Raw genomic sequence first — 21,305 nt, 5'->3', positions numbered from 1 at the left:
ATGGTTGGATTTACAACATTTGTCGGTACATTTCTGATTGTATCTTCTGTCACTCAAGCAAATGATTTACAGATTTATGCTGCACCTACAGCAGGGAAAAAGACGCTGGTGATGATGTTGGATACATCGGGTAGTATGGGACCTGCGAATGGCAGTGGATTCAGTTATAGAGATGATTATGGTTTAAACTGTGGAATAAGTTATACACAAACGGCTTTAGCAACCTTAACCACAAGTTTATCGAATCTTACTAATAATAAAGCATATCGAATTAATTCAGGAACCACTCCTAGTTATGAGCGTAACTTTTGTTATGTCTCTCCTTCTGCTGCAACAGCCGCCGTTAAAAATGAAGTCACTGGGTGTGAGCAAATTAAAAACTCAAGTGGAACAATAACTGGGTATCAATGCTTAGACCGTTTGACTCGTTTAAAAGATGGAATGTTTACTTTCTTAAATAGTGAAGATGCTTCATTAAGACAAGTTCGTGTTGGTTTAGGGAATTATTCTACGAATGGGGATGGTCGTAGTGGTCAAATCTTAGTTCCAGCAAAAGAGCTAGGAGCGGTGAGTTCTACGCAAAGAATAGCATTAAAAAATGCACTTAAAGATTTAACAGCTTACAATGGTACACCTACAGCACATGGATATGCAGAAGCAGCAGCATATTTAATGGGTACTAAAACATTACAATCAGTAACTTTAAATAATGCCCCGATGTTTTTTTCATATTCAACTGGCGGTTGGTGGCCAACAACTTATAATTATCAGTGTAATCAGTGGAATGCTTCAGGAACAAATTGCACCTCTTGGAGTACAGTGAATTCTATCAATACAAGTGGTTTAACAGCTCAATCATGTACTATAAACGGTAATAGTGGTACATGCTATAATAAAACAGGAACTGTTTTATTCTCCAATAGCGATAGTGGATTTACAAAATCTGCTGATGATACAAAAGTCGCTGATAATACAACCTATGACTCTCCACTTCCTGCTGTTGCTGATCGCCAAAGCTGTGATGGGCAAGGGGTGTATATTCTTTCCGATGGCGCTGCTAATACAACAGATGACACTAGATCAAGTAACTTAATGTCTTCTGCCCTAGATACATTAGGTAGTGATTTTAGTTGTGCTGGGGGGCTTTCAGATAACTCTGATGGTGGTTGGCGTTGTATGGGAGAATTTGCCAAAAAACTATTTGATAAAACCAAAAATCCAACAGGTGTCTCTATCCAAACTGCATTTGTGGGGTTTGGTAGCACTATGGATAACTTAAACAATCAATATGTAGAAAATGCTTGCAGACTCAGTTCCCGAACACAGGATGATCGTACTTCAGATGACCAGTGTTCTCCTACAGCACCAAGTTATAAAACAAATAAACCAGGGTATGGTAACGGTGGATTTTTTATTGCAAAAGAATCTGATGAAATTACCAATAGCGTTATTCAATTTATTGATAATTTAGGAAAAAATCCAATAAGCCCATTATCAACCGGGGCGATTTCTGTTCCTGTAGATGCTTTAAGTCCACAATCCTTCCAACCTTATGGATATTTGAGAGCCTTGGAGCCAAAACCAGGGACTCAGAATATCACTTGGACGGGGAACTTGAAAAAATACAGTATTCAAGGTGGCGCTTTAAAATCAGGAAGCAACTTTGTTTTCCAAACCAATGGATTACTCAATCCAAGTTCTCAAGATATTTGGAACAGTAGCTCTTTAACTGATGGTGATGGTGTTACTGCGGGTGGCGTCTATTCAAAAATTAAATTACCGACAGTAGTAAGTCCTAATGGCTATAGACCACTTTTTTCAGATATTAAAAGTGTTGCATCAGGGGGAGTAATTACTTCCACAGATAAAAATTCAGATTTATTTTTAGTCACTCAATCCGCCACCACTGCAACAAATTTACTGGACAAGTTTAAGACAGACAGCAGGTTAAAAAATTTAGCATTAGATATTCAATTAAAGTTATTAAATTACTTAGGTTATAACTTAAGTCTAAGCTCTACGCAGCTTCCAAATAGCCTAGATACACCTAAAGATGCTTTCACATCTATGGGGGCAAGTATTCATTCTTTTCCAGTACAAATGACTTATAAGGGAACATTAGATGCAGATGGCAATTTAAAGTCTACCCGTGATCAGTCAGTGCTTTATGGCAGTATGGAAGGTGCTTTGCGTATCGTCAATTCATTGACTGGTGAAGAGCAGATGGTATTTGTTCCTACTGAAATTTTGCAGGACAGTACTTTATCAAAAGCGCTAAGGAAAGGTGAGTCAGATGTTAATGGAGTTACACAAGGGATCAATGGCGCTTGGGTTGCAGATTCAGATTATAAGGTGACTGGCGGAAATGATACAGAAACCTCAGTCGTTGCAAATAAAATGAATGTATATGGTGGTATGCGTATGGGGGGGAAAAGCTATTATGGCTTAGATGTCCTTAATCCAAGCGCACCTAAATTACTTTTCCGTATTCTTGGTGGGACAGGCGACTACACTCGTATGGGGCAAACTTGGTCTAAACCTGTACTAGCCAATATTCGATATAACAACCAAATTACTCGAGTGATGATTGTGGGTGGTGGCTATGATATGTGCTATGAGAATCCAAGATTTAAACTGAATTCATCAAATTCCAATACAGATTATCCATCTACCTCATGCAACAATAAAGCACAGGCAGATGGTAATGCTGTTTATATCATCAATGCTAAAACGGGTGAGAGAATTTGGTGGGCGAGTAATACTAATGCGAATATCAACAATGCAAATATGACCCATAGTGTGGTGAGTAGAATCAGTACTCTGGATCGTGATGGAGATGGCTTAGTTGATAACCTCTATTTCGGTGATTTAGGCGGGCAAGTATTTCGTGTTGATTTAAATAATGCCAAAAATACTCCAGTAGCATCCTTTGGGAAAAGAGTTGTTCGTTTAGGAAATCTTGCAACAAAAGCGGATGGAACAAGTATTACAAATGGAGATCAACCTCGTTTCTATCAACCACCAACGTTAACTGTACATGATGAAGCGGCCTCAACTTTTGTTATGGTTGGTATTGCATCTGGTGATCGTAGTACCCCCTTGGATGTTTCACCGAATAAAGGTCGTGAACTCATGTTACCTCTGAATGAGTTAACTGGACGTCCATCAAATAAAGTTTATGGACTCATTGATCGCGATATTGCTGATAGTGGGTTGATTACAGGTATCAAAGATCCTCAGACAGGTGTTTATAAAGACATTGATCTAAAATCTATTGATATTACTTTAAAATATTTAAAAGAAAATCCACAAAACATAACAGGTATCATTTCTTCGACTTTTTTCCCATACGCTAAAACAGGGATGCAAGGATGGTATCGTTCACTCTCTAGTGATCAGAATGGAAATCCGGTATCTGGTCGAACAGCTGGTGGGGTAAAAGCATTTGAAGAAGAACCTGTTGCAATGACAGGTAGGCTTATTGTTCCAGTTTATGACCCAGAGGGGACAGGTATTGTTGATAAACAAAACCCTTGTCAGCCTCGAATTATTGGTGAAAGTAATACTCAGCAGTTCTGTTTGCCGTATGGGGCTTGTTTAGATTCAAAAGGAGTCGTCGATTGGAACCTTGAAAAAAGTACTGGTTTTCAAATTGTAGATGGCAAGAACCAAAACATCTTAGGGCCTGGTATTCAAGGCATTACTTTTGGTCCAGATGATACTGGTGGTGGAAATAATACTGGTAATAATTGTGGTGCCTTAACTTTGCTGGGTTTACAACAAGGAAAAGGAAGATGGGAGTGTAATAAGATTTTAAACCCAATCCGATGGTATGAAAAATATGTTGAAGCTAAGAAGAATTAATCGATATGGAACTGTGACAAGCCAAGCTTGTCACAGGAATACTTATGGTTTTACATTAATAGAACTAATGGTTGTCATTGTTATCATTACAATTTTAGCAGCTATTATTTATCCAAACTATCAAGATCATGTTCGGCGGGCGGCAGCGGCGCAAGCTCAACAGGAAATGCAGAAAATTGCAAATCAGTTAGAGATATTTAAATCTAAGAATCTCACTTATCAAAATTTTGATTTAAAAAATTTATATAGTTCAAACTCGTCCGAAGTGATTTCAGTTCCTGTTGGATCAACTGGAGATAATATTAAATACAAAATTACACTTAACGATTTATCTAGTCAGAACTTATCGCTGATGAATTCAAGTGTATCTGGATTTGGTTGGGCAATAAAAGCAGAAAGTACAGACGTTAAAAACTATAATTTACTTATGACGAGTGAAGGGCTTCGTTGTAAAACCAAAGATAGTGTCACTTTTATAGCGTGTACAGGTAGTGATGTTACATCATGGTGAAAATTATGAAATCAAAAGGTTTTACATTAGTTGAGCTATTAATTGTTGTTGCAATTATAGGAATTTTAGCTGCAATCGCTTATCCGTCATATCAAGAATATATTGTTCGAACAAATCGAGTTGATGCACAAAGTGAAATGCTTCAGATTGCTCGAAATTTATCCAATTATAAAATGGCGAAAGGCACATATAAAGATGCGAAATTGGAAAACGGAGCATTTGAAGAAGATTATCCGAGTACAGGAGCGACAAAATACAAAGTTAAGTTAGAAATTCCTACAGATAATTTAACATGGTCTTTAACGGCTACCCCAATTTCTGGTTCACAACAAGATGGGAATGGGGATATCGGATTAAATAGCCAAGGGCAGAAATGTTGGACCAAAGGCTCAACCTGCACCCCATCAGCAACTACAAATTGGGATGGCAGATAAAAATCAAATTCAAAATTGTGGATAAATAAAATTTGATCTTTCTTTCAAGCCAAAGATAACGTAAAATATCGCCCTCTATGAAAGGGGTTTGAAATGTGTCGATGGTCGGTACAAGGATAATCCGTAAAAACTATAAGGTTCTATCATGGTTGTAATTCGTCTAGCACGCGGTGGTGCTAAAAAACGTCCGTTCTATCAAGTAATCGTAACTGATAGCCGCAATGCGCGTGACGGTCGTTTCATCGAACGTATTGGTTTCTTTAACCCTACAGCTCAAGGTAAAGCAGAAAAACTTCGTTTAGATGCTGATCGTTTTGCTCATTGGGTTGCTCAAGGCGCTCAACCGTCTGAACGTGTTGCTTCTTTAGCTGCTCAAGCTAAGAAAGCTGCAGCTACTGCATAATTAAACCTTTAATTAGGCAGTAAGCCCATGACACCAGCACAGAATGTGCCCGAAGATCGTATTCAGATTGGACAGCTACGTTCAGCATATGGATTAAATGGGTGGCTCTGGGTCTATTCCAATACAGAACCTATGAGCAACATATTTGACTACCTCCCTTGGTACATTGAGACCAAAGAAGGTTGGCAAATTGTAGACGTAAAACGTTGGAAACCACATGGCAAAGGCTTGGTTGTTTCGTTGAAAAGTGTGAGTGATCGCACTGCAGCAGATAACTTAGTTGGTGCTAATGTTTGGATTTCAAAATCGCAACTGCCTCAAGCAGGCGTGGACGAGTATTACTGGTCTGATTTAAAGGGTCTAATTGTATTAGGTCTGAATGATGAAGAGCAGGAAGTAAATCTTGGTCAAATCCATGAATTGTTTGAAACAGGCGCCAATGATGTCATGGTTGTTCGTGCAACAGCAGATAGCATCGATGGCGAAGAGCGAATGATTCCATGGCATAAAGATGTGGTACAACGCGTTGATCTCGAAGCTGGTCGTATCTATGTCAATTGGGGCGTAGATTTCTAATCCGATAAGGATTGGCGCAGCAGGAAAATAGAGGAGTCTGCGATGTTTTTTGCAGTCATTACGCTTTTTCCTGAAATGTTTGAAGCGATTACAGCGTACGGAATTAGCGGGCGAGCAGCAAAGCGTGACATTGTACAAGTTCATTGTATCAATCCGCGAGAATTTGCTGAAGGTAACTACAAACGAGTGGATGAACGTCCATTTGGTGGTGGTCCTGGTATGGTGATGATGGCTGAGCCATTGGCAAAAGCCATCCACCATGCGAAAGAACTTGCAAAGCAAGCAGGTGCAGTTCAGGTTCCTGTGGTGTATATGTCACCGCAAGGACAGACCTTAAATGAACCAGCAGTACAGCAATTTGTTGAATATGATGGATTAATTGTACTGTGTGGACGTTATGAGGGTGTTGATGAGCGTTTGATCCAAAAATATGTTGATCAGGAATGGTCAATAGGTGATTACGTATTATCAGGTGGCGAACTCCCTGCGATGGTTTTATTAGACAGTATTATTCGACGTTTGCCGAATACCATGTCAGATGAACAATCTGCAGTGCAGGACTCTTTTGTGGATGGTCTTTTAGATTGCCCACAATATACCAAGCCAGATCATTTTGAAGGTTTGGATGTTCCTGAAGTACTTAAGTCAGGGCACCATGCCAATATTGAAAAATGGCGGTTTTTGCAACGCTATCAACGCACTTTAGAACGCCGACCTGAGTTGGTGGAACAAGTTGAGTTGACCAAGCAGCAAAAAAAATGGCTAAAAGATGAGCGATGGTAGGCAAGCATTGATTATGTTTGTTTGAACGCGAGTCAGAAGCTGTACTTCTAAGTCAGGAAATAGCAATAATTCATGATTATTGCCCTGAGGAATTTAAGTTCCATAAGAAGTCGGCTTCGAGAAAATACTTATTTTTAAGTACTTATATTAGGCTCTTTATTGATCTGAGTAACATCAGAAGTAAAGGGAAAGATAAACGGGTTGATACGCGATTTAGCCTCTATCCCCAGCGGTTGTGCAGACCTCTTCTGTCCCGCAAAACGGAGATTCCCACATGAGTGGTAAACATCCTTTAGTTCAAGCAATTGAAAACCAACAGTTAAAAACTGATATCCCAGCTTTTGCTCCTGGTGACACAGTTATCGTTCAAGTAAAAGTAAAAGAAGGTGAGCGTGAGCGTCTTCAGGCTTTTGAAGGCGTAGTAATTGCGAAGAAAAACCGTGGCTTGAACTCTGCGTTCACTGTACGTAAAATTTCTAGCGGTGTTGGTGTTGAGCGTGTATTCCAAACTCACTCTCCAATTGTTGCTAAAATCGAAGTGAAACGTCGTGGTGACGTTCGTCGTGCTAAGCTTTATTACCTACGTGAATTGTCTGGTAAAGCTGCTCGTATTCGTGAAAAATTACCAGCACGTAAACAAGGTTAATTTTAACTTTGCTTTACAGCTAAAAAATGCGCCAAATGGCGCATTTTTTTATTTCTTGCTTCTGTTAAAGCCCTTGTAATTTTAGACGATTGGTATGTTCACGGTAGACCTGTACTGGGTCCGGTGAAAAAATTGCACGCAATCCTAAAACTTGATTGACCTCATCTAAGTGGTTCCAGCGGTAATCATCCCGAATAGTTTTACCAAATTTAGCACTACATCGTGAGACTAAACCATCATTATCACGACCAGCGTTAATCAAGAGACTTGTACCAAGTAGAGCAGAATCCAAGTCTAGAAGATTTGTAACAGCCGTATTGCCGGTAAATGAGTAAAATTGAATTCCTTTTTCTTGATACGCCCCTTCACCACAAGTTGTGTTACCGACACCCATGGGAAATTTACTGTTAAAGAGTGCAGAACCTTCAATAGTTAAGCTTTTCCCACCCGCCAAGGCATCATGAGGGAGTTCATTGGGATTAAGACCTTGTGCCCAGACAATTGCTTTTGAAAATAAGTTTACGATACTTACCAATGGGCCCTGGATCGGTGTGCCTTCTACGCTTAAGACTAGGTTTGCAACAGGACTGCCTTTCTGTGGAGAGCCAACAGCTGTGACAGAAGCAATTTGATTAGGCATAATACCTGCGACATAGCGGCTGGTTGGACCGCCATGAGAATGTCCGATCAGATTGACTTTTTGACTGCCAGTAATTGCTAGAATCTCTTCCACTTGTTGTGCCAATTGCTCACCGCGCACTTCGGTAGAATTAAAAGGAGATACTCGTGTGGCCCACGTATTGGCGCCGTTACGAGCCAAATCTGGTAAAATTTGATACCAGTAGTCTAATCCTAAAACATCGCCAACACGAATAAACCCAGCCATACCATGCACAAATACCACAGGATATTTGGTTTTTGCATACTCAGAATTTACTTTGCTAACAGTCACTTGTTGCGCATTAGATGCATGTGCAGTTGTTAATGTACTCGTCAGAAGTAGACTGGCGATAATACGTCCATATTTCATTTTAAAGCTCCATCTATTTTATTATTTGGGGGTTTTAATACCTCAATCTTAAATTTATTGAGTGTAATATATTAATTTTGATCATGTTTTTTGGGATTGTAACTTTGGTTTCTTCGGTTTTTAAATCTAAGTTCAAATCAGATTCTGGAATTCGAAATTCAATACGATGTTGAGTATCAAAAATGGTTCCAGAATCATTAACTATTCAACTATAAAATAGACTGAATGAACAGTACATTTTATCGCCTCTCATCGGCAATATTTACAAGCCTTGTAATTTCAGACGATTGGCATGTTGACGGTATTGATCAAGCGGGTTTGGCGCAAAAAATAGGCCATGTAGTCCTAAAATTTGATTGACTTCATCCAAGTGAGTTTGTCGGTAATTGTCTCGGATTACTTGCCCATAATGGCTATTACAACGACTAACTAAACCATCATTATCTAAATTTTTATAAGACAACGGTGCCAGCGTAGAGATTACACCATCAACAACATCCAAAATGTTGGTGAATTGAGCCGTACCCGTCCAAGAATAATGATAAATACCATTGGCTGTCACTTTTTGACCATCGCCACAGTCTTTTGGAATTGCAGCACTTGGATATTTTGCATTGAACTCAGCAGAGCCTTTCTCACTGATACTTTGTAAAGAGTTATTAAGGCTTATAGAAAGGGAAGGATTACCTTCAAGCAGTGTAATCACAGGTGCTAAGATATATTGACCGAGAATTGTGAGAAGCGCATTTACACCTCGATTATTTACAATATCGTCAGCGACCTTAGAGCCTTTAATTGTTCCAGCAACAGCAGTTAAAGAGGCGACTTTTGTTGGTGCAACGATTTCTATATAGCGAATTGTTGGTCCACCATGACTATGCCCAATAAGATTGACCTTGGGCGAGCCAGTCAGTGCGATCACTTCATCCACTTGCTGTAAGAGCTGTTCACCCCGAACTTGTGTCGATTCCAATGGGGAAACTTGAGTCGCATAAACTTTTGCGCCATTACGGGCTAAATCAGGGAGGATCTGATAGAAATAATCTAAGCCAAAGGATGAGGTTCCTAGACGGGTAAAACCGAACATTCCATGATTAAAGACAATGGGGTATTTAGTTTTTGCATAGTCTGAACTAACATAACGTGGGTTTACCGTTTGTAATCCAGACGCAGATGCAGTCATCGAACTGAGTCCAATGATTAAACTTAGGGCGAGAATATTGATGTTAAATTTCATTTTAAAATACTCTTTTTGTTTTAAGTGAATTATTGATCAACAAGTAGTCTATGTTGCAAGCTAAAATTTGCTTACAACCCTTATGATTTCAAGCGATGGGTATGTCATCATTTTCATTATTACCCGAAACCAAAAGTGCGAATTGCATTAAAGCTTTGTTAATCCCTAACAAATTTCTAGTCTTTGTTAACCCTCCTATGAGATTGTCATAAATATTATTTTCAAATTTAACAGCATCTTTGATATGTGAAATTCCATAAAATTCTTACGCTTAGATTTAAAATCAAAGACGTAGAATGTGGCATAAACTCAGAATTAAATATTTTTTGTTTCTGCCTTTTTATCATTTTATGGCTGCTTTAAATATTTATAGACTAATTCGCAAAAGGTAGTTTGCCTCCTTGATCATGCACTGTTTCGAAAGTTTGTAATCTGAGTTGTTCTTGCTGATTTGCAAATTGTTGTGCTTTTAATTGTTCTACAGCACGCTGTTTGGCTGAGTCACTCAGATTACTTTTGAGGATGTTGTCACGCTCAGCAAGGTATTGATTGACTTTGCCTTTCCAATCACTTCTTTGTACATCAAGTGTTTCTAAGCGTTGTGTCGCTTCTGGTCCCACTAGATTGGTGCGCATTTGACGAAGCTCTTCCGCAGAACCACCACGTGCCTTAATCTCCGCTGTCAATTTTCTTAAGTCTTCAAGTTGATTTAGTTGTTTTAAGTTTTCTTTCCAGTCTTCTGGAAGTTGCTCGAAAAGTTCTTTGAGTTTTTGCGCTTTTTCAGCCGTAGATAATTTTTGATTATCCATAATTTCTAGACGGTCTACGGTATATTGGTCATAGGTGTCCTGTGTACCGAATAAGCCTTGAATTTCATAATTTGAGAAGAATTTTTTTCTTAAGTTTTGAGTGTTGACCAAGATCTGCTGATAGTACTTTGCACTTTCTTTATCTGCAGTGGGTGCTGGTAAATCGCCTAATTTACTTCTGTAATCGATATAACGTGTCCATAGATTATTTAATTGCGATAACACAGGCTCTTTATAGCTGATTTTGGTATAACTGAGAAAATCTGCTTTGATTTGCTCAATGGTTTTTTCACCATATTGTGTAATGAAATATTCAAAACAATCTTTGGTCTGCTCATTAACAATTAAACGATTGGAAGCATCAGCGCGGATTTGACAATTGATTTGCGTATCTTGTTGGCTTTTACTGGCAAAGTTCTGTGCTTCAGATGCAGCGAGCTGAGTTGAAGTCAATGGTCCAGTCTGCTGCTGAAGTGCTTTTTCAGATGTTGATGTTGTTTCAGTAGACTCTGTATTTGGTTTTAGCCAAAAAATCACGGCTAAAAGAATGATCAAGAGACTACCAATGATTATCCCAATCATTTTTTTAGATAGATCCATCTAATATTCCTACAATTTTTAGTCTTTTTATTGAAAATAAAATTTGCCATAGAATTCTAAATTTCAAACAGAAAATTTGTAAAAATAGACGAATGGTTTTTGCTAAAATAGCGCATTATTCTCCGTATTCAGACCAATATGTCTTCAAAAGCTCAGAAAATACCGCGTCGCCATATCAGTGGTGTTTTTTTATTGAATAAGCCTTTGGGCATTAGTTCAAATGCCGCGTTACAAAAAGTACGTTGGTTATATCGAGCTCAAAAGGCAGGGCATACAGGAGCGCTTGATCCTTTGGCATCAGGACTGTTACCAATCTGCTTAGGTGAAGCGACTAAATTTTCACATTATTTGTTAGATTCTACCAAGCGCTACCAAACAACCATTCAGTTAGGCCATAGCACGACAACTGGTGATGTAGAAGGCGAAGTTTTACTTGAAAAAGATGTCCCTGAATTAAGCCAAGAAAGTATTCAACAGGTTCTGGCTCAATTTACTGGGGATATTCAACAAGTTCCTCCGATGTATTCAGCCTTAAAAAAACAGGGTCGTCCTTTATATGAGTTGGCTCGTCAGGGAATTGAAATTGAACGTGATGCACGGCCGATTCATATTTTTGCCATTGAGTTGCTTGAGTTTACCCCACACAGCCTGACCCTGGATATTACCTGTTCTAAAGGAACTTATATTCGTGTTTTGGGCGAAGACATTGCCAAAGCACTGGGGACATTTGGTCATTTAACATATTTAAATCGAACTCAAACTGGTCATTTTGATTTGATTCCGGAATATACCATTGAATATCTGGAAAGCCTGACTGAACAAGCGCGTGAAGCTTTGTTGCTACCTGTATATGCACCAATCGATCATTTCCCTAAAGTTCAAGTACCTGAAGGACGTGCGGAATATTTTTGCCGCGGTATGGAAAGCAATATTGAACATGTTGCCTCAACCGAAGTCTTGGTTTTTGATGCTGATAAATGTTTAGGATTGGCAGAAATTACAGATACAAAACGTTTAGTGCCTAAACGTGTTTTAAATCTTTAATTCCGTTTCATCGTTAGAAAATTACTCAGTTTAAATTTAAGCCTGATTAAGCCAAAGTACGGTTAAGTCTCCCAGCGTTAATAGACGCCTTTAAAAGATAAGTGAATGTTATGGAATTTGATATCATCCTCAGTTTGGTGTTCTTTGCCTTTTGTGCAGGGGCAATTGATGCTGCCGTTGGAGGTGGAGGGCTGATTCAAATTCCTGCATTAATGGGGGCTTTACCGCATTATCCTACTGCTACAGTTTTTGGAACCAATAAACTGGCTTCGATTTGTGGAACAGTATCGGCTGCTTTTTCATATTTAAAACAAGTCAAAATTCAGTGGAAACTGTTGGCGGTGATTGGAATCACGGCATTTATTAGCTCATTTGCTGGCGCTGCTTGTGTCTCACTTATCCCCCAAGAAATTTTGCGACCATTTGTATTGTTTATGCTGATTGTGATCGCAATCTATACATTTTTTAAAAAGCAATTTGGACAAGTCCATTTTCAACAAGAAATCACCCATAAAATGTTATTAATCGCGGGTGTGGGTGGCTTATTAATTGGCTTTTATGATGGGATATTTGGACCGGGCACAGGTAGTTTTTTCATCTTCTATTTTATTCGTTATCTGAAAGTTGACTTTTTACATGCGTCGGCGCTTTCAAAAATTGGTAATTTCATGACTAACTTTGCCGCACTGAGTTTCTTTATTCCCACTGGACATGTGTTATTTCAATTGGGTCTACTGATGGCTGTTGCCAATGTATGTGGTTCATTGGTTGGTGTGAAAATGGCGCTGAAATATGGCAGTGGTTTTATTCGAATTTTATTTTTGATTTTGGTCAGCATTTTGATTTGTCGCTTGGCCTATCAAATGTTTATTGCGTAATTTCGCAGATGCTCTCGTTAATTTTTTTGATACAAAAAAGCTTAAATTTTGTCAGGATTTTTTTTGATTAGTCTTCTAATATTGTTGGTTTCTTGATCGAAAATTACAAACCGAAGCAATGGAAGGCAAATATCATAAAAAGAGGGATTTAGATGAATATATTTGAGGCTTTGAGAGAAAGCCATATCATTCAGAAGGATTTGTCAGAACAGTTAGCGCATACCTCAGGCGATAGCCCTGAACGAAGGAAAATTTTTAATTTATTAAAAAATGAACTATTTGCCCATGCGGTTGCGAAAGATCGCTATTTTTATATGCCGTTAATGATGACGGATTCAGGTTTAAATATTACCCGTTTGGCACTTGCTGAACATCATGAGATGGATGAAATATTACAGTCGCTAGAACAAACTGATTTTAGCCACTCACGTTGGTTGGTTTTAGCGAAACGATTATCTGAAATCATCGCGCATCATATTCAACAAGAAGAACATTCTTTTTTTCAAAAAGCCGTAAAAATTTTAGATGAAAATCAAAAATTAATCTTAGCGAAGAAGTATTTATCCGAATATAAAAAGTATAAAGCAAAAGACCTTATCCGCTTGGTGGGCTAAACCTGTTGGTTATCAATTCATTTTTGTACGTTTAAATCATAGATGATTATCCTACCGTGGAGCGACATGGATGTTGCCGTGGGACGGGGATACAGGATGTATCTCTCGCCCAACATGAGCAAAAACAAAGCAGGGCTTTGTTTGCAGCGCAAGATTTGGTATCCCCTACGAAAAGTGTGGCATTCCAAATTTTTATAATTAAATAATTTATTTCTACATATCATTGATTTAATTTGGAATATTAAGTAATAAGAATTATGCTCTTGTGTCTGAGTTTATTGACAGGTTGGCTATATCATTTATTTACGCTGATCTTCTTTTCTTCCTAAAAACCGCGTAAATATGGTTGGGATTATGTATTACTGGCAGTGTGTTAGCATTGATAATGTTTTAATGAGCATTTGAGCTTTTCGCCGCTCTAAATGTTACTCCTACCGATGCAATCATAATGCAGACTAAAGCAACGGTTTGCCAAGCAGTAATATGTTCATTCAGTAATACCATACCTGAAATTGCGGCAAGAGCTGGAGATAGACTCGATAAAGTACCATAGCTCATTTTGCTTAATTGTTTTAAAGCAAGCAGATCTAAGGCATAAGGAATGGCGGTTGCTAAAAGTGCAATCAGCAAGGCTTTGCCCCAGTACTGTGTTTGTAGTAAGGCATCTGGGTTGTGAACGGCACTGATTGGCAGCATAACCAAGGCAGACAAGACGATTGCAATACTAAGCGCATGCATACCAATATTTTGTCTTACAACTTTTTGCCCGAAATAGATATAACTCGCCCAGCATATGCCCGCACCCAAAGCAAAAGCAGCACCAAGATAGGAAAAATTATGTTGTGTCGCATCTTGCCAAGGCACCATCAGTGTAATACCGATGATGGCAAGAAACACCCAAATATAGTCACCTTTTCGCTTAATCGAAAGTAGTGCCAAAGTTAATGGACCTAAAAACTCTAAACCAACTGCAATGCCTTGAGGTAATTTCCCTAAAGAGGCATAGAACAGCACATTCATCAAACAGACTGAACCACTATAGTAGAGCAGTTCATTCCATCTGAGATAAGGTAAACGTTTTATAATTTTCCAAGAACGGAACATTAAAATAATTAAAATAGAAGCAAAACATAATCTTAAGGTAACCACAGTAATCGGATCTAAAACCTCAAATAACTGTTTTGCAAATGAGGCACTGATCTGATAAGCCACCATAGATAAGACCATGAAAAGCACAGCAGTGAGTTGAGAGTTTGGCATATCTAAGGTGAAGAAAAATATTGCGCAGATTTTAACACTTTCTAGGTTTTATTTAAGTATTTCGAGAATAGATGAATGTTGATTCAACATTTCCCTTTGAGATTCAGCTAACTCATCTGTAAGATGGGGATGATTATACTTGCAATGGCACATGTGTTAGGAATAAAAGATGTCAGGAAATACGAATAAAACTGAAAATTTAGACTTAAATGGAACAGAACATTCACAAGCAGAAGCTTGGTATATCGACGTACTTAAACTAGAACAACAAGGGGTTGCTCAAAATGAGCAAGATGCCCAAGCACGTGTTGATTTGTTGGTCAATGCATCCAATCAGAATTTTGCACCTGCAAGTACCTTGTTAGGGCAGTGGCATGTTTTAGGCCGTTATCTGAATCAAAGTGTTCAGTCTGCCATTCTTTTTTTTCAACATGCAGCAAAGCTTAATCATGCACTTGCCCATTTAGAACTTGCTTATCTAGGGTTGAATAATGCCACCGATCATCTGACAAAAGCACAAGCATTAATTCATTTACAACGGGCGGTTCAACTGAATCACCCAGAAGCGATTTTTGTTTATGCCCAACAGCAATTGTCACAAGATTTACAGTTAGCTTATCAACTACTTTTAGATAATTATTTAAAAAATCAGCATCAAAATAGTTTGAAGTTTTTGGTCGAATTTTCAGGCTTTGATCCAATCAAAGTTCAAAATGAATTATTGAAAATTGCAGAAAAAGATTATTTTGCCTGTGCTTTATTGGCATTTAGTTATTTAAAACAAAACAACCCTGATGTCGCTTTTAAATATGCCAATTTCGCACAAGAAAACAATGATCCATTTGGTTGCTATGTTTGTGCACTTATCGAACAGCAAAGTGCTAAAGTGGATGCCACAGTTGTACAAGAACATTTACTTAAAGCGGCAAAAAATGGACATATTGAATCCGCCTATTTAGCCGCCGTGACGCTGTTAAAAAACTCGGAAAATGCCAAAACTGAGCAAAAGCAAAAAGAATATGCAACGCTGGCTTTTGATTTATTATTACATGCTGCGGTTTCAGGCAATGTTCCAGCTCAATACTCTTTAGCGCAGTGTTTACGTTATGGGATGGGAACTGAGAAAAATCTTGATCAAGGTATTTCTTGGTTAGAACGTGCTGCAATGCAAAACCATCCAGACGCACAGTTTGAATTGTCGATGTTATTACCGTTAGAACATGAACATCATCTCCCATTATTAAATTCAGCTGCAGAGAAAGGGCATGTGCAGGCTATGCTGTGTATGGCGATTTTTGAACAACGTCAAAACAATGCGGATGGTGCACTACTTTGGTTAAATAAAGCCAAAGAACTAAAAGTTCCACGTGCATTCTTTCTGCTGGCGCAAATGTATCAGGAAGGCAAGTGTGTCGAGGTGGATCTAAGCCAAAGTGCAGATTTGTTTAAACAAGCGGCTGATCATGGCGATATCGACTCTTATTTTGAATTATTTAAAATTTATAAAGATGGGATCGGGGTGCGTAAAGATAAAAAAACTGCCAGCAAATATTTGGATTTAGCCAAAAAAAACCAGCATATTGAAGCAGCTTCAATTGAGTTTTAATCAAAGATCAATCTATGTCTGAGTTATCGCAACACAACCTATCTCATGTTGAAACCTATACCCATCACACAGGGCGCTTGTTTGTGGTGGGAGACCTACATGGTTGTTATGATATGTTGATGCAACAGCTTGAACGAATTCAATTTGATTTTCAAAAAGATCTATTGATTGCTGTGGGGGATCTTGTTGATCGAGGTCCTGACAGTTTGCAATGTCTGCAACTGATTACTGAGCCTTGGTTTAAAGCCATTTTAGGTAATCATGAAGAAATGTGCTTACTGTCGCAGATCGATCCAATGATGAAAGATATGCATACGCATCATGGTGGAAAATGGTTTTATGCATTAAGTTCAGAACAGCAACAACAAGTCATAGATCAATTAAACACTTTACCCATACTGTTAGAAGTCATTTATCAAAATAAGAAATATGGTTTTGTGCATGCGGATATTGATGTAAATGATTGGGATGCATTTAAAGTTGCAACACGGTCTAAAAGTAGAGAGTTGGCTTTATGGGGCAGAGGGCGAATTAAAAATAAACGCTTTATGCGTTATTCAACTGTTGTTGGTGTGGAACAGGTTTTTCTAGGGCATACAGTAGTTGATTTTGTCACCAAGAAGCATAATTGCTATTTTTTAGATACAGGTGCTTGTTTTGGAAGTGAATTAACGCTTGTTGAAATAGATCAAAATGTGCCAATAGAAAACCAAGTCTTTGTGCTCAAATCATGAGTTAACACTCATCCATCATTTATTTCAATTTTCGGCATGGTTTATTCTATATCCCGTGCTTTTTGTGCGGTTACGGTGCAACCAATCGATGCACTAATGATAGTGGCTAAGGCTAACCATTGTGTCCATAATAATTGTTCATTTAAGAAAATAAATCCTGAAAATGCTGCAATTGCAGGTTCTAGGCTCATTAACGTGCCAAAGCTTAAAGCAGATAAATTTCTTAATGCAATCATTTCCAATGAAAACGGCAATGCACTTGCTAAGATCGCCAACGCAATAAAATAAATTAAATTTGAAGGTTCAAAAACTTTTAAAGGCATCCCTGAAAATAAGGCAATTGGCATTAAACACAACATACCTACAAACATCCCCAAGCATACGGTATGGTTTCCAGAAACTCCTGAAGGTCGTTGACCTGCAATAATATACAGCGCCCAGCAAGCGCCAGCAGCTAAGGCAAAGGCAATGCCAATAGGATCGAGAGTTTGCTTTGCCTGATCAAATGGAAACAGTAAAACTAGTCCAAGTATCGCAAGTCCGACCCAAATAAAATCGAATTTTTGCCGTGCATGAAATAGAGCCACACTGAGCGGGCCAATAAATTCAAACGCTACGGCGATTCCGAGCGGAATACGATGAATCGATAAGTAAAATAAAGCATTCATTCCTGCAAGGGCAATACCATAACTGATGATGGATGACCATTTCACCTGTTTAAAATTGACCTGCCAAATTTTAAAAATCACGGCTAAAATCAATGAGCCGAGTAATAAACGCATAGCGGAAATGGTTATTACTGGAAATTGATCAAATAATGTTTTTGCTAATGCACCACTACTTTGCATACTGATCATGGCAATGAACAATAAAACTATAGCTTGAAGGTGTGGTGCATTTTTAAAATTTGGCATTCTTTCTAGAATTTAGACTCAGGACTTGGCGGAAAATATCTGCAATAGACTTCTTATTTAAAACAATTTATATGAAAAAGTAATGTAATTTGAAAGCCTATTGAGTTCTAGATAGTACACTGTCTTTGTAGAGTAGAGGGAGAGAAGATGCTAAATAGTTTATTGATCAAATCATTTAACTAACGAAAGAAGTCATTTGAAAGAGAACGACCTCAACCAGATTTATAAGCCCAATAAAAAAACCACAGGCAAATACCTGTGGTTTTCTAGCTTTCGTCGTCTTAGAACAATACGCGAACGCGGATTGTGCCTTCAACTTCCTGAAGTGTATCAAGCGCTTCTTGAGATGCAGTTGCGTCTACATCCATCACCAAGTAACCCACATCACCTTTAGTCATTAATGACTGACCAGAAATGTTGATGCCGTGTTCAGCAAACAGGTTGTTAATTTTAGATAACACGCCTGGCACGTTTTTATGAATGTGCAGTAAACGGTGTTTACCTTCAGTTAATGGAAGTGCGATTTCAGGGAAGTTTACTGCAGATAAAGTCATACCTTTATCTGAATAAGCAACAAATTTTTCAGCAACTTCTAGACCGATGTTAGCTTGCGCTTCCATGGTTGAACCACCAACGTGAGGTGTTAAAATCACATTGTCTAGACCACGAAGTGGAGAAACAAACTCTTCACCATTGGCTTTAGGCTCTTTCGGGAACACATCAACAGCCGCACCAGCAATATGGCCAGATTTAATTGCATCTGCTAAATCTTCAATAACTACACATGTACCACGTGCAGCATTGATGAAGATTGAACCTTCTTTCATTTTCGCAAATTGAGCTTTTGCAAAGAAGTTACGTGTTGAAGGAACATCGGGTACATGCAGTGTAACAACATCTGCATTTGCAAGGAGTTCATCTAAAGAACCGACTTGACGTGCATTACCCATAGGAAGCTTAGTCACTGCATCATAATAAATGACGTGCATACCCATGCTTTCAGCTAAAACTGAAAGTTGAGAGCCAATAGAGCCATAACCCACGATACCTAAAGTTTTACCACGCGTTTCAAATGAACCTACAGCAGACTTGTTCCAACCACCACGGTGAGTTGAAGCAGATTTAGCAGGCACACCACGAAGTAAAAGAATAGATTCTGCAAGAACCAATTCAGCAACTGAACGAGTGTTTGAGTATGGTGCGTTAAATACAGGAATACCACGAATCATGGCTGCATTTAAATTCACTTGGTTTGTTCCAATACAGAAACAACCCACTGCGATCAATTTATTCGCAGCTGCAAAGACTTCTTCAGTTAATTGTGTACGGGAACGAATACCAATGAAGTGTGCATCTTTAACCGCTTCTTGCAACGCTTCACCCTCAAGCGCAGTTTTACGGGAATCGATATTGGTATATCCGGCAGCATTTAACGTGTCGATTGCGTTTTGATGAACGCCTTCTAACAACAAGAAACGAATTTTATCTTTAGGTAGTGAAAGATGTTGGCTCATTACGGCTCCGCTACAAAGGCCAAATTTAGTCGCAATATGATACCATAGACCTTGTTCTATAGATATTTTGATTGTGACAGGACAGTGGATATTTTATCTACGATTTCTGATAAGCATTATTCAAAAATTAAATGAAATGCTAATGCATTGATTTTTATAGTGCTTGCAGCCACTTTATACACAAAGTGTGGATAATGTGAATCAAATCTGTGCTTTATCCTCAGCAGTCATCTAGGTAAAATACTGCTAAAATCAGTAAAATTGACGATTTCAGCTGTAAAAAAATGCTGAAAAATTTTCACAGACTGATTTAAAATCTCGAATGTTATAGTACGACAACCACTTATTTACTTCTTGCTAGGTCCGCAAAACGATGAATGCTCCAGTAACGATAGCACCTGAATTATTGACCCAATTGACGCAAATCGTCGGTGAAAACCGGATTAAAACCGATGCTGACAGCTTAGAAAATTGGGGCAAAGACCATACTAAGCATTTTGATCCTCAGCCATCGGTCATCGTTTTTCCATCGAGCACAGAACAAGTGCAAGCTATTGTTCAATTGGCTAATCAATTTAATGTTGCGATTACTCCATCGGGTGGACGTACAGGTTTATCGGCAGGTGCTGTTGCTGCCAATGGTGAAATTGTCGTGAGTTTCGACAAAATGAACCAAATTTTAGAATTTTATCCAGCTGATCGTATGGTGCGTATTCAGGCGGGTGTGGTGACGGAACAGTTGCAGAACTATGCAGAAGAACAAGGGATGTATTATCCCGTTGATTTCGCTTCTGCGGGCTCATCACAATTGGGTGGTAACATTGGAACCAATGCCGGCGGGATTAAAGTCATCAAATATGGCATGACTCGTAATTGGATACTTGGTCTGACTGTGGTGACGGGTAAAGGTGATGTATTGCGTTTAAACAAAGGCATGATTAAAAATGCTACAGGTTATGCAATGCAACATTTATTTATTGGTAGTGAAGGGACTTTAGGTTTAGTGACCGAAGCTGAAATTAAACTTGAACGTCAACCACATGATCTACAAGTGATGGTATTGGGAGTTCCTGATTTTGATGCAATCATGCCAGTATTGCACGCATTCCAAAGCAAAATTGATTTAACTGCTTTTGAGTTCTTTGGTGAACTTGCGATGAAAAAAGTTTTGGATCGTGGTCATGTGCAACGTCCATTTGAAACAGAATGTCCATTCTACGTTTTACTTGAATTCGAAGCACCATATGAGCCGATTATGGATGCTGCGATGGAAATTTTCGAGCATTGTATGGAACAAGGTTGGGTGCTTGATGGGGTGATGAGCCAAAATCTTGAACAAGTTCAAAGCTTATGGCGTTTACGTGAAGATATTTCTGAAACGATTGCACCATTTACCCCATATAAAAATGATATTTCAGTATTGATTACACATGTTCCTGCTTTTATTAAGGAAATTGATACGATTGTCGCTGAAAATTATCCTGATTTCGAAATCTGCTGGTTCGGCCATATTGGGGATGGAAATCTGCACTTAAATATTCTAAAACCTGTGAATTTATCTAAAGATGAATTCTTTGCCAAATGTCAGGTAGTAAATAAGTATGTATTTGAAACTGTGAAGAAATATGACGGTTCAATTTCTGCAGAGCATGGCGTAGGCATGACCAAAAAGCCTTATCTGGATTACACGCGGACTGCTGAAGAAATTGAATATATGAAAGCCTTGAAGAAAGTGTTTGATCCAAATGGCATCATGAACCCAGGTAAGTTATTTGATCTGTAATGATTTAAATAGCTCGCTTGTACAAGCGCTTCGAGAGAAGCGCTTTTTTATTGCCAAACAAAAGA

General features: G+C 38.5%; 19 protein-coding genes. 13 read left to right on the top strand and 6 right to left on the bottom strand.

Annotated elements, in window-relative coordinates; genetic code table 11:
• From WFN33_RS07175 to rplS, 7 genes are all read left to right on the top strand, one after another.
• Positions 1–3,864, top strand: coding sequence for a pilus assembly protein PilY (locus tag WFN33_RS07175; protein WP_442892781.1), 3,864 nt, complete (start codon positions 1–3; stop codon positions 3,862–3,864).
• On the top strand, positions 3,842–4,375 hold the full coding sequence (locus WFN33_RS07170) for a type IV pilin protein (protein WP_336952283.1): 534 nt from the start codon (positions 3,842–3,844) through the stop codon (positions 4,373–4,375). The genes WFN33_RS07175 and WFN33_RS07170 overlap by 23 nt, the downstream gene beginning before the upstream one ends.
• 2 nt (positions 4,376–4,377) lie before the next feature.
• Positions 4,378–4,809: a type IV pilin protein gene (locus WFN33_RS07165; RefSeq protein WP_419359059.1), complete on the top strand. Its 432-nt coding sequence runs from the start codon at positions 4,378–4,380 to the stop codon at positions 4,807–4,809.
• 145 nt (positions 4,810–4,954) lie between these two features.
• Positions 4,955–5,212, top strand: a complete 258-nt coding sequence (gene rpsP / locus WFN33_RS07160) for a 30S ribosomal protein S16 (protein WP_004718284.1) — start codon at positions 4,955–4,957, stop codon at positions 5,210–5,212.
• Between the two features lie 27 nt (positions 5,213–5,239).
• Positions 5,240–5,788: a ribosome maturation factor RimM gene (gene rimM / locus WFN33_RS07155; protein WP_336952281.1), complete on the top strand. Its 549-nt coding sequence runs from the start codon at positions 5,240–5,242 to the stop codon at positions 5,786–5,788.
• Positions 5,789–5,830: 42 nt separating this feature from the next.
• Positions 5,831–6,571 (top strand): tRNA (guanosine(37)-N1)-methyltransferase TrmD, encoded by a 741-nt coding sequence (gene trmD, locus WFN33_RS07150; RefSeq protein WP_336952280.1) that lies wholly within the window; start codon positions 5,831–5,833, stop codon positions 6,569–6,571.
• Between the two features lie 274 nt (positions 6,572–6,845).
• Positions 6,846–7,217 carry a 50S ribosomal protein L19 gene (gene rplS, locus WFN33_RS07145; RefSeq protein ID WP_234623337.1) on the top strand — a complete coding sequence of 124 codons (372 nt, stop codon included), beginning with the start codon at positions 6,846–6,848 and terminating at the stop codon, positions 7,215–7,217.
• Between the two features lie 64 nt (positions 7,218–7,281).
• Here the strand turns inward: rplS and WFN33_RS07140 are convergent, their stop codons facing one another.
• From WFN33_RS07140 to WFN33_RS07130, 3 genes are all read right to left on the bottom strand, one after another.
• Entirely contained in the window at positions 7,282–8,247 is a 966-nt protein-coding gene (locus tag WFN33_RS07140; protein WP_336952279.1) for a lipase family alpha/beta hydrolase, read from the bottom strand.
• A 262-nt stretch (positions 8,248–8,509) separates the two neighbouring features.
• Positions 8,510–9,484 (bottom strand): esterase/lipase family protein, encoded by a 975-nt coding sequence (locus WFN33_RS07135; RefSeq protein ID WP_336952278.1) that lies wholly within the window; start codon positions 9,482–9,484, stop codon positions 8,510–8,512.
• 374 nt (positions 9,485–9,858) lie between these two features.
• Entirely contained in the window at positions 9,859–10,893 is a 1,035-nt protein-coding gene (locus WFN33_RS07130) for a lipase secretion chaperone (protein WP_336952277.1), read from the bottom strand.
• A gap of 138 nt (positions 10,894–11,031) precedes the next feature.
• On the opposite strand from WFN33_RS07130, the gene truB reads away from it, so the two are divergent.
• The 3 genes from truB (at position 11,032) to WFN33_RS07115 (ending at position 13,429) form a co-directional block, all read left to right on the top strand.
• On the top strand, positions 11,032–11,937 hold the full coding sequence (truB, locus tag WFN33_RS07125; RefSeq protein WP_336952276.1) for a tRNA pseudouridine(55) synthase TruB: 906 nt from the start codon (positions 11,032–11,034) through the stop codon (positions 11,935–11,937).
• Positions 11,938–12,047: 110 nt separating this feature from the next.
• A complete protein-coding gene (locus WFN33_RS07120; protein WP_336952274.1) occupies positions 12,048–12,815 on the top strand; it encodes a sulfite exporter TauE/SafE family protein in 768 nt (255 codons plus the stop codon).
• A gap of 152 nt (positions 12,816–12,967) precedes the next feature.
• Positions 12,968–13,429, top strand: a complete 462-nt coding sequence (locus tag WFN33_RS07115; RefSeq protein ID WP_336952273.1) for a hemerythrin domain-containing protein — start codon at positions 12,968–12,970, stop codon at positions 13,427–13,429.
• Positions 13,430–13,819: 390 nt separating this feature from the next.
• Here the strand turns inward: WFN33_RS07115 and WFN33_RS07110 are convergent, their stop codons facing one another.
• On the bottom strand, positions 13,820–14,689 hold the full coding sequence (locus WFN33_RS07110) for an EamA family transporter (protein WP_336952271.1): 870 nt from the start codon (positions 14,687–14,689) through the stop codon (positions 13,820–13,822).
• A gap of 169 nt (positions 14,690–14,858) precedes the next feature.
• Between WFN33_RS07110 and WFN33_RS07105 the strand changes: the two genes are divergently transcribed.
• Positions 14,859–16,295: a tetratricopeptide repeat protein gene (locus WFN33_RS07105; RefSeq protein WP_336952270.1), complete on the top strand. Its 1,437-nt coding sequence runs from the start codon at positions 14,859–14,861 to the stop codon at positions 16,293–16,295.
• Positions 16,296–16,309: 14 nt separating this feature from the next.
• Positions 16,310–17,029 carry a metallophosphoesterase gene (locus WFN33_RS07100; protein ID WP_336952269.1) on the top strand — a complete coding sequence of 240 codons (720 nt, stop codon included), beginning with the start codon at positions 16,310–16,312 and terminating at the stop codon, positions 17,027–17,029.
• A 41-nt stretch (positions 17,030–17,070) separates the two neighbouring features.
• On the opposite strand, the gene WFN33_RS07095 is transcribed toward WFN33_RS07100, so the two are convergent.
• The gene (locus tag WFN33_RS07095) at positions 17,071–17,943 is read right to left on the bottom strand and encodes an EamA family transporter (RefSeq protein WP_336952268.1); all 873 of its coding nucleotides are present in this window, start codon (positions 17,941–17,943) and stop codon (positions 17,071–17,073) included.
• Positions 17,944–18,224: 281 nt separating this feature from the next.
• Entirely contained in the window at positions 18,225–19,457 is a 1,233-nt protein-coding gene (gene serA, locus WFN33_RS07090) for a phosphoglycerate dehydrogenase (RefSeq protein WP_336952267.1), read from the bottom strand.
• Positions 19,458–19,830: 373 nt separating this feature from the next.
• On the opposite strand from serA, the gene WFN33_RS07085 reads away from it, so the two are divergent.
• On the top strand, positions 19,831–21,240 hold the full coding sequence (locus tag WFN33_RS07085; protein WP_336952266.1) for an FAD-binding oxidoreductase: 1,410 nt from the start codon (positions 19,831–19,833) through the stop codon (positions 21,238–21,240).
• Positions 21,241–21,305: the final 65 nt, after the last annotated feature.

The organism is Acinetobacter sp. AS167 (genome assembly GCF_037152175.1).
GTDB lineage: Bacteria > Pseudomonadota > Gammaproteobacteria > Pseudomonadales > Moraxellaceae > Acinetobacter.
The sequence above is the reverse complement of the archived record's forward strand: the minus strand, read 5'-3'. Positions and strand labels throughout refer to the sequence as shown.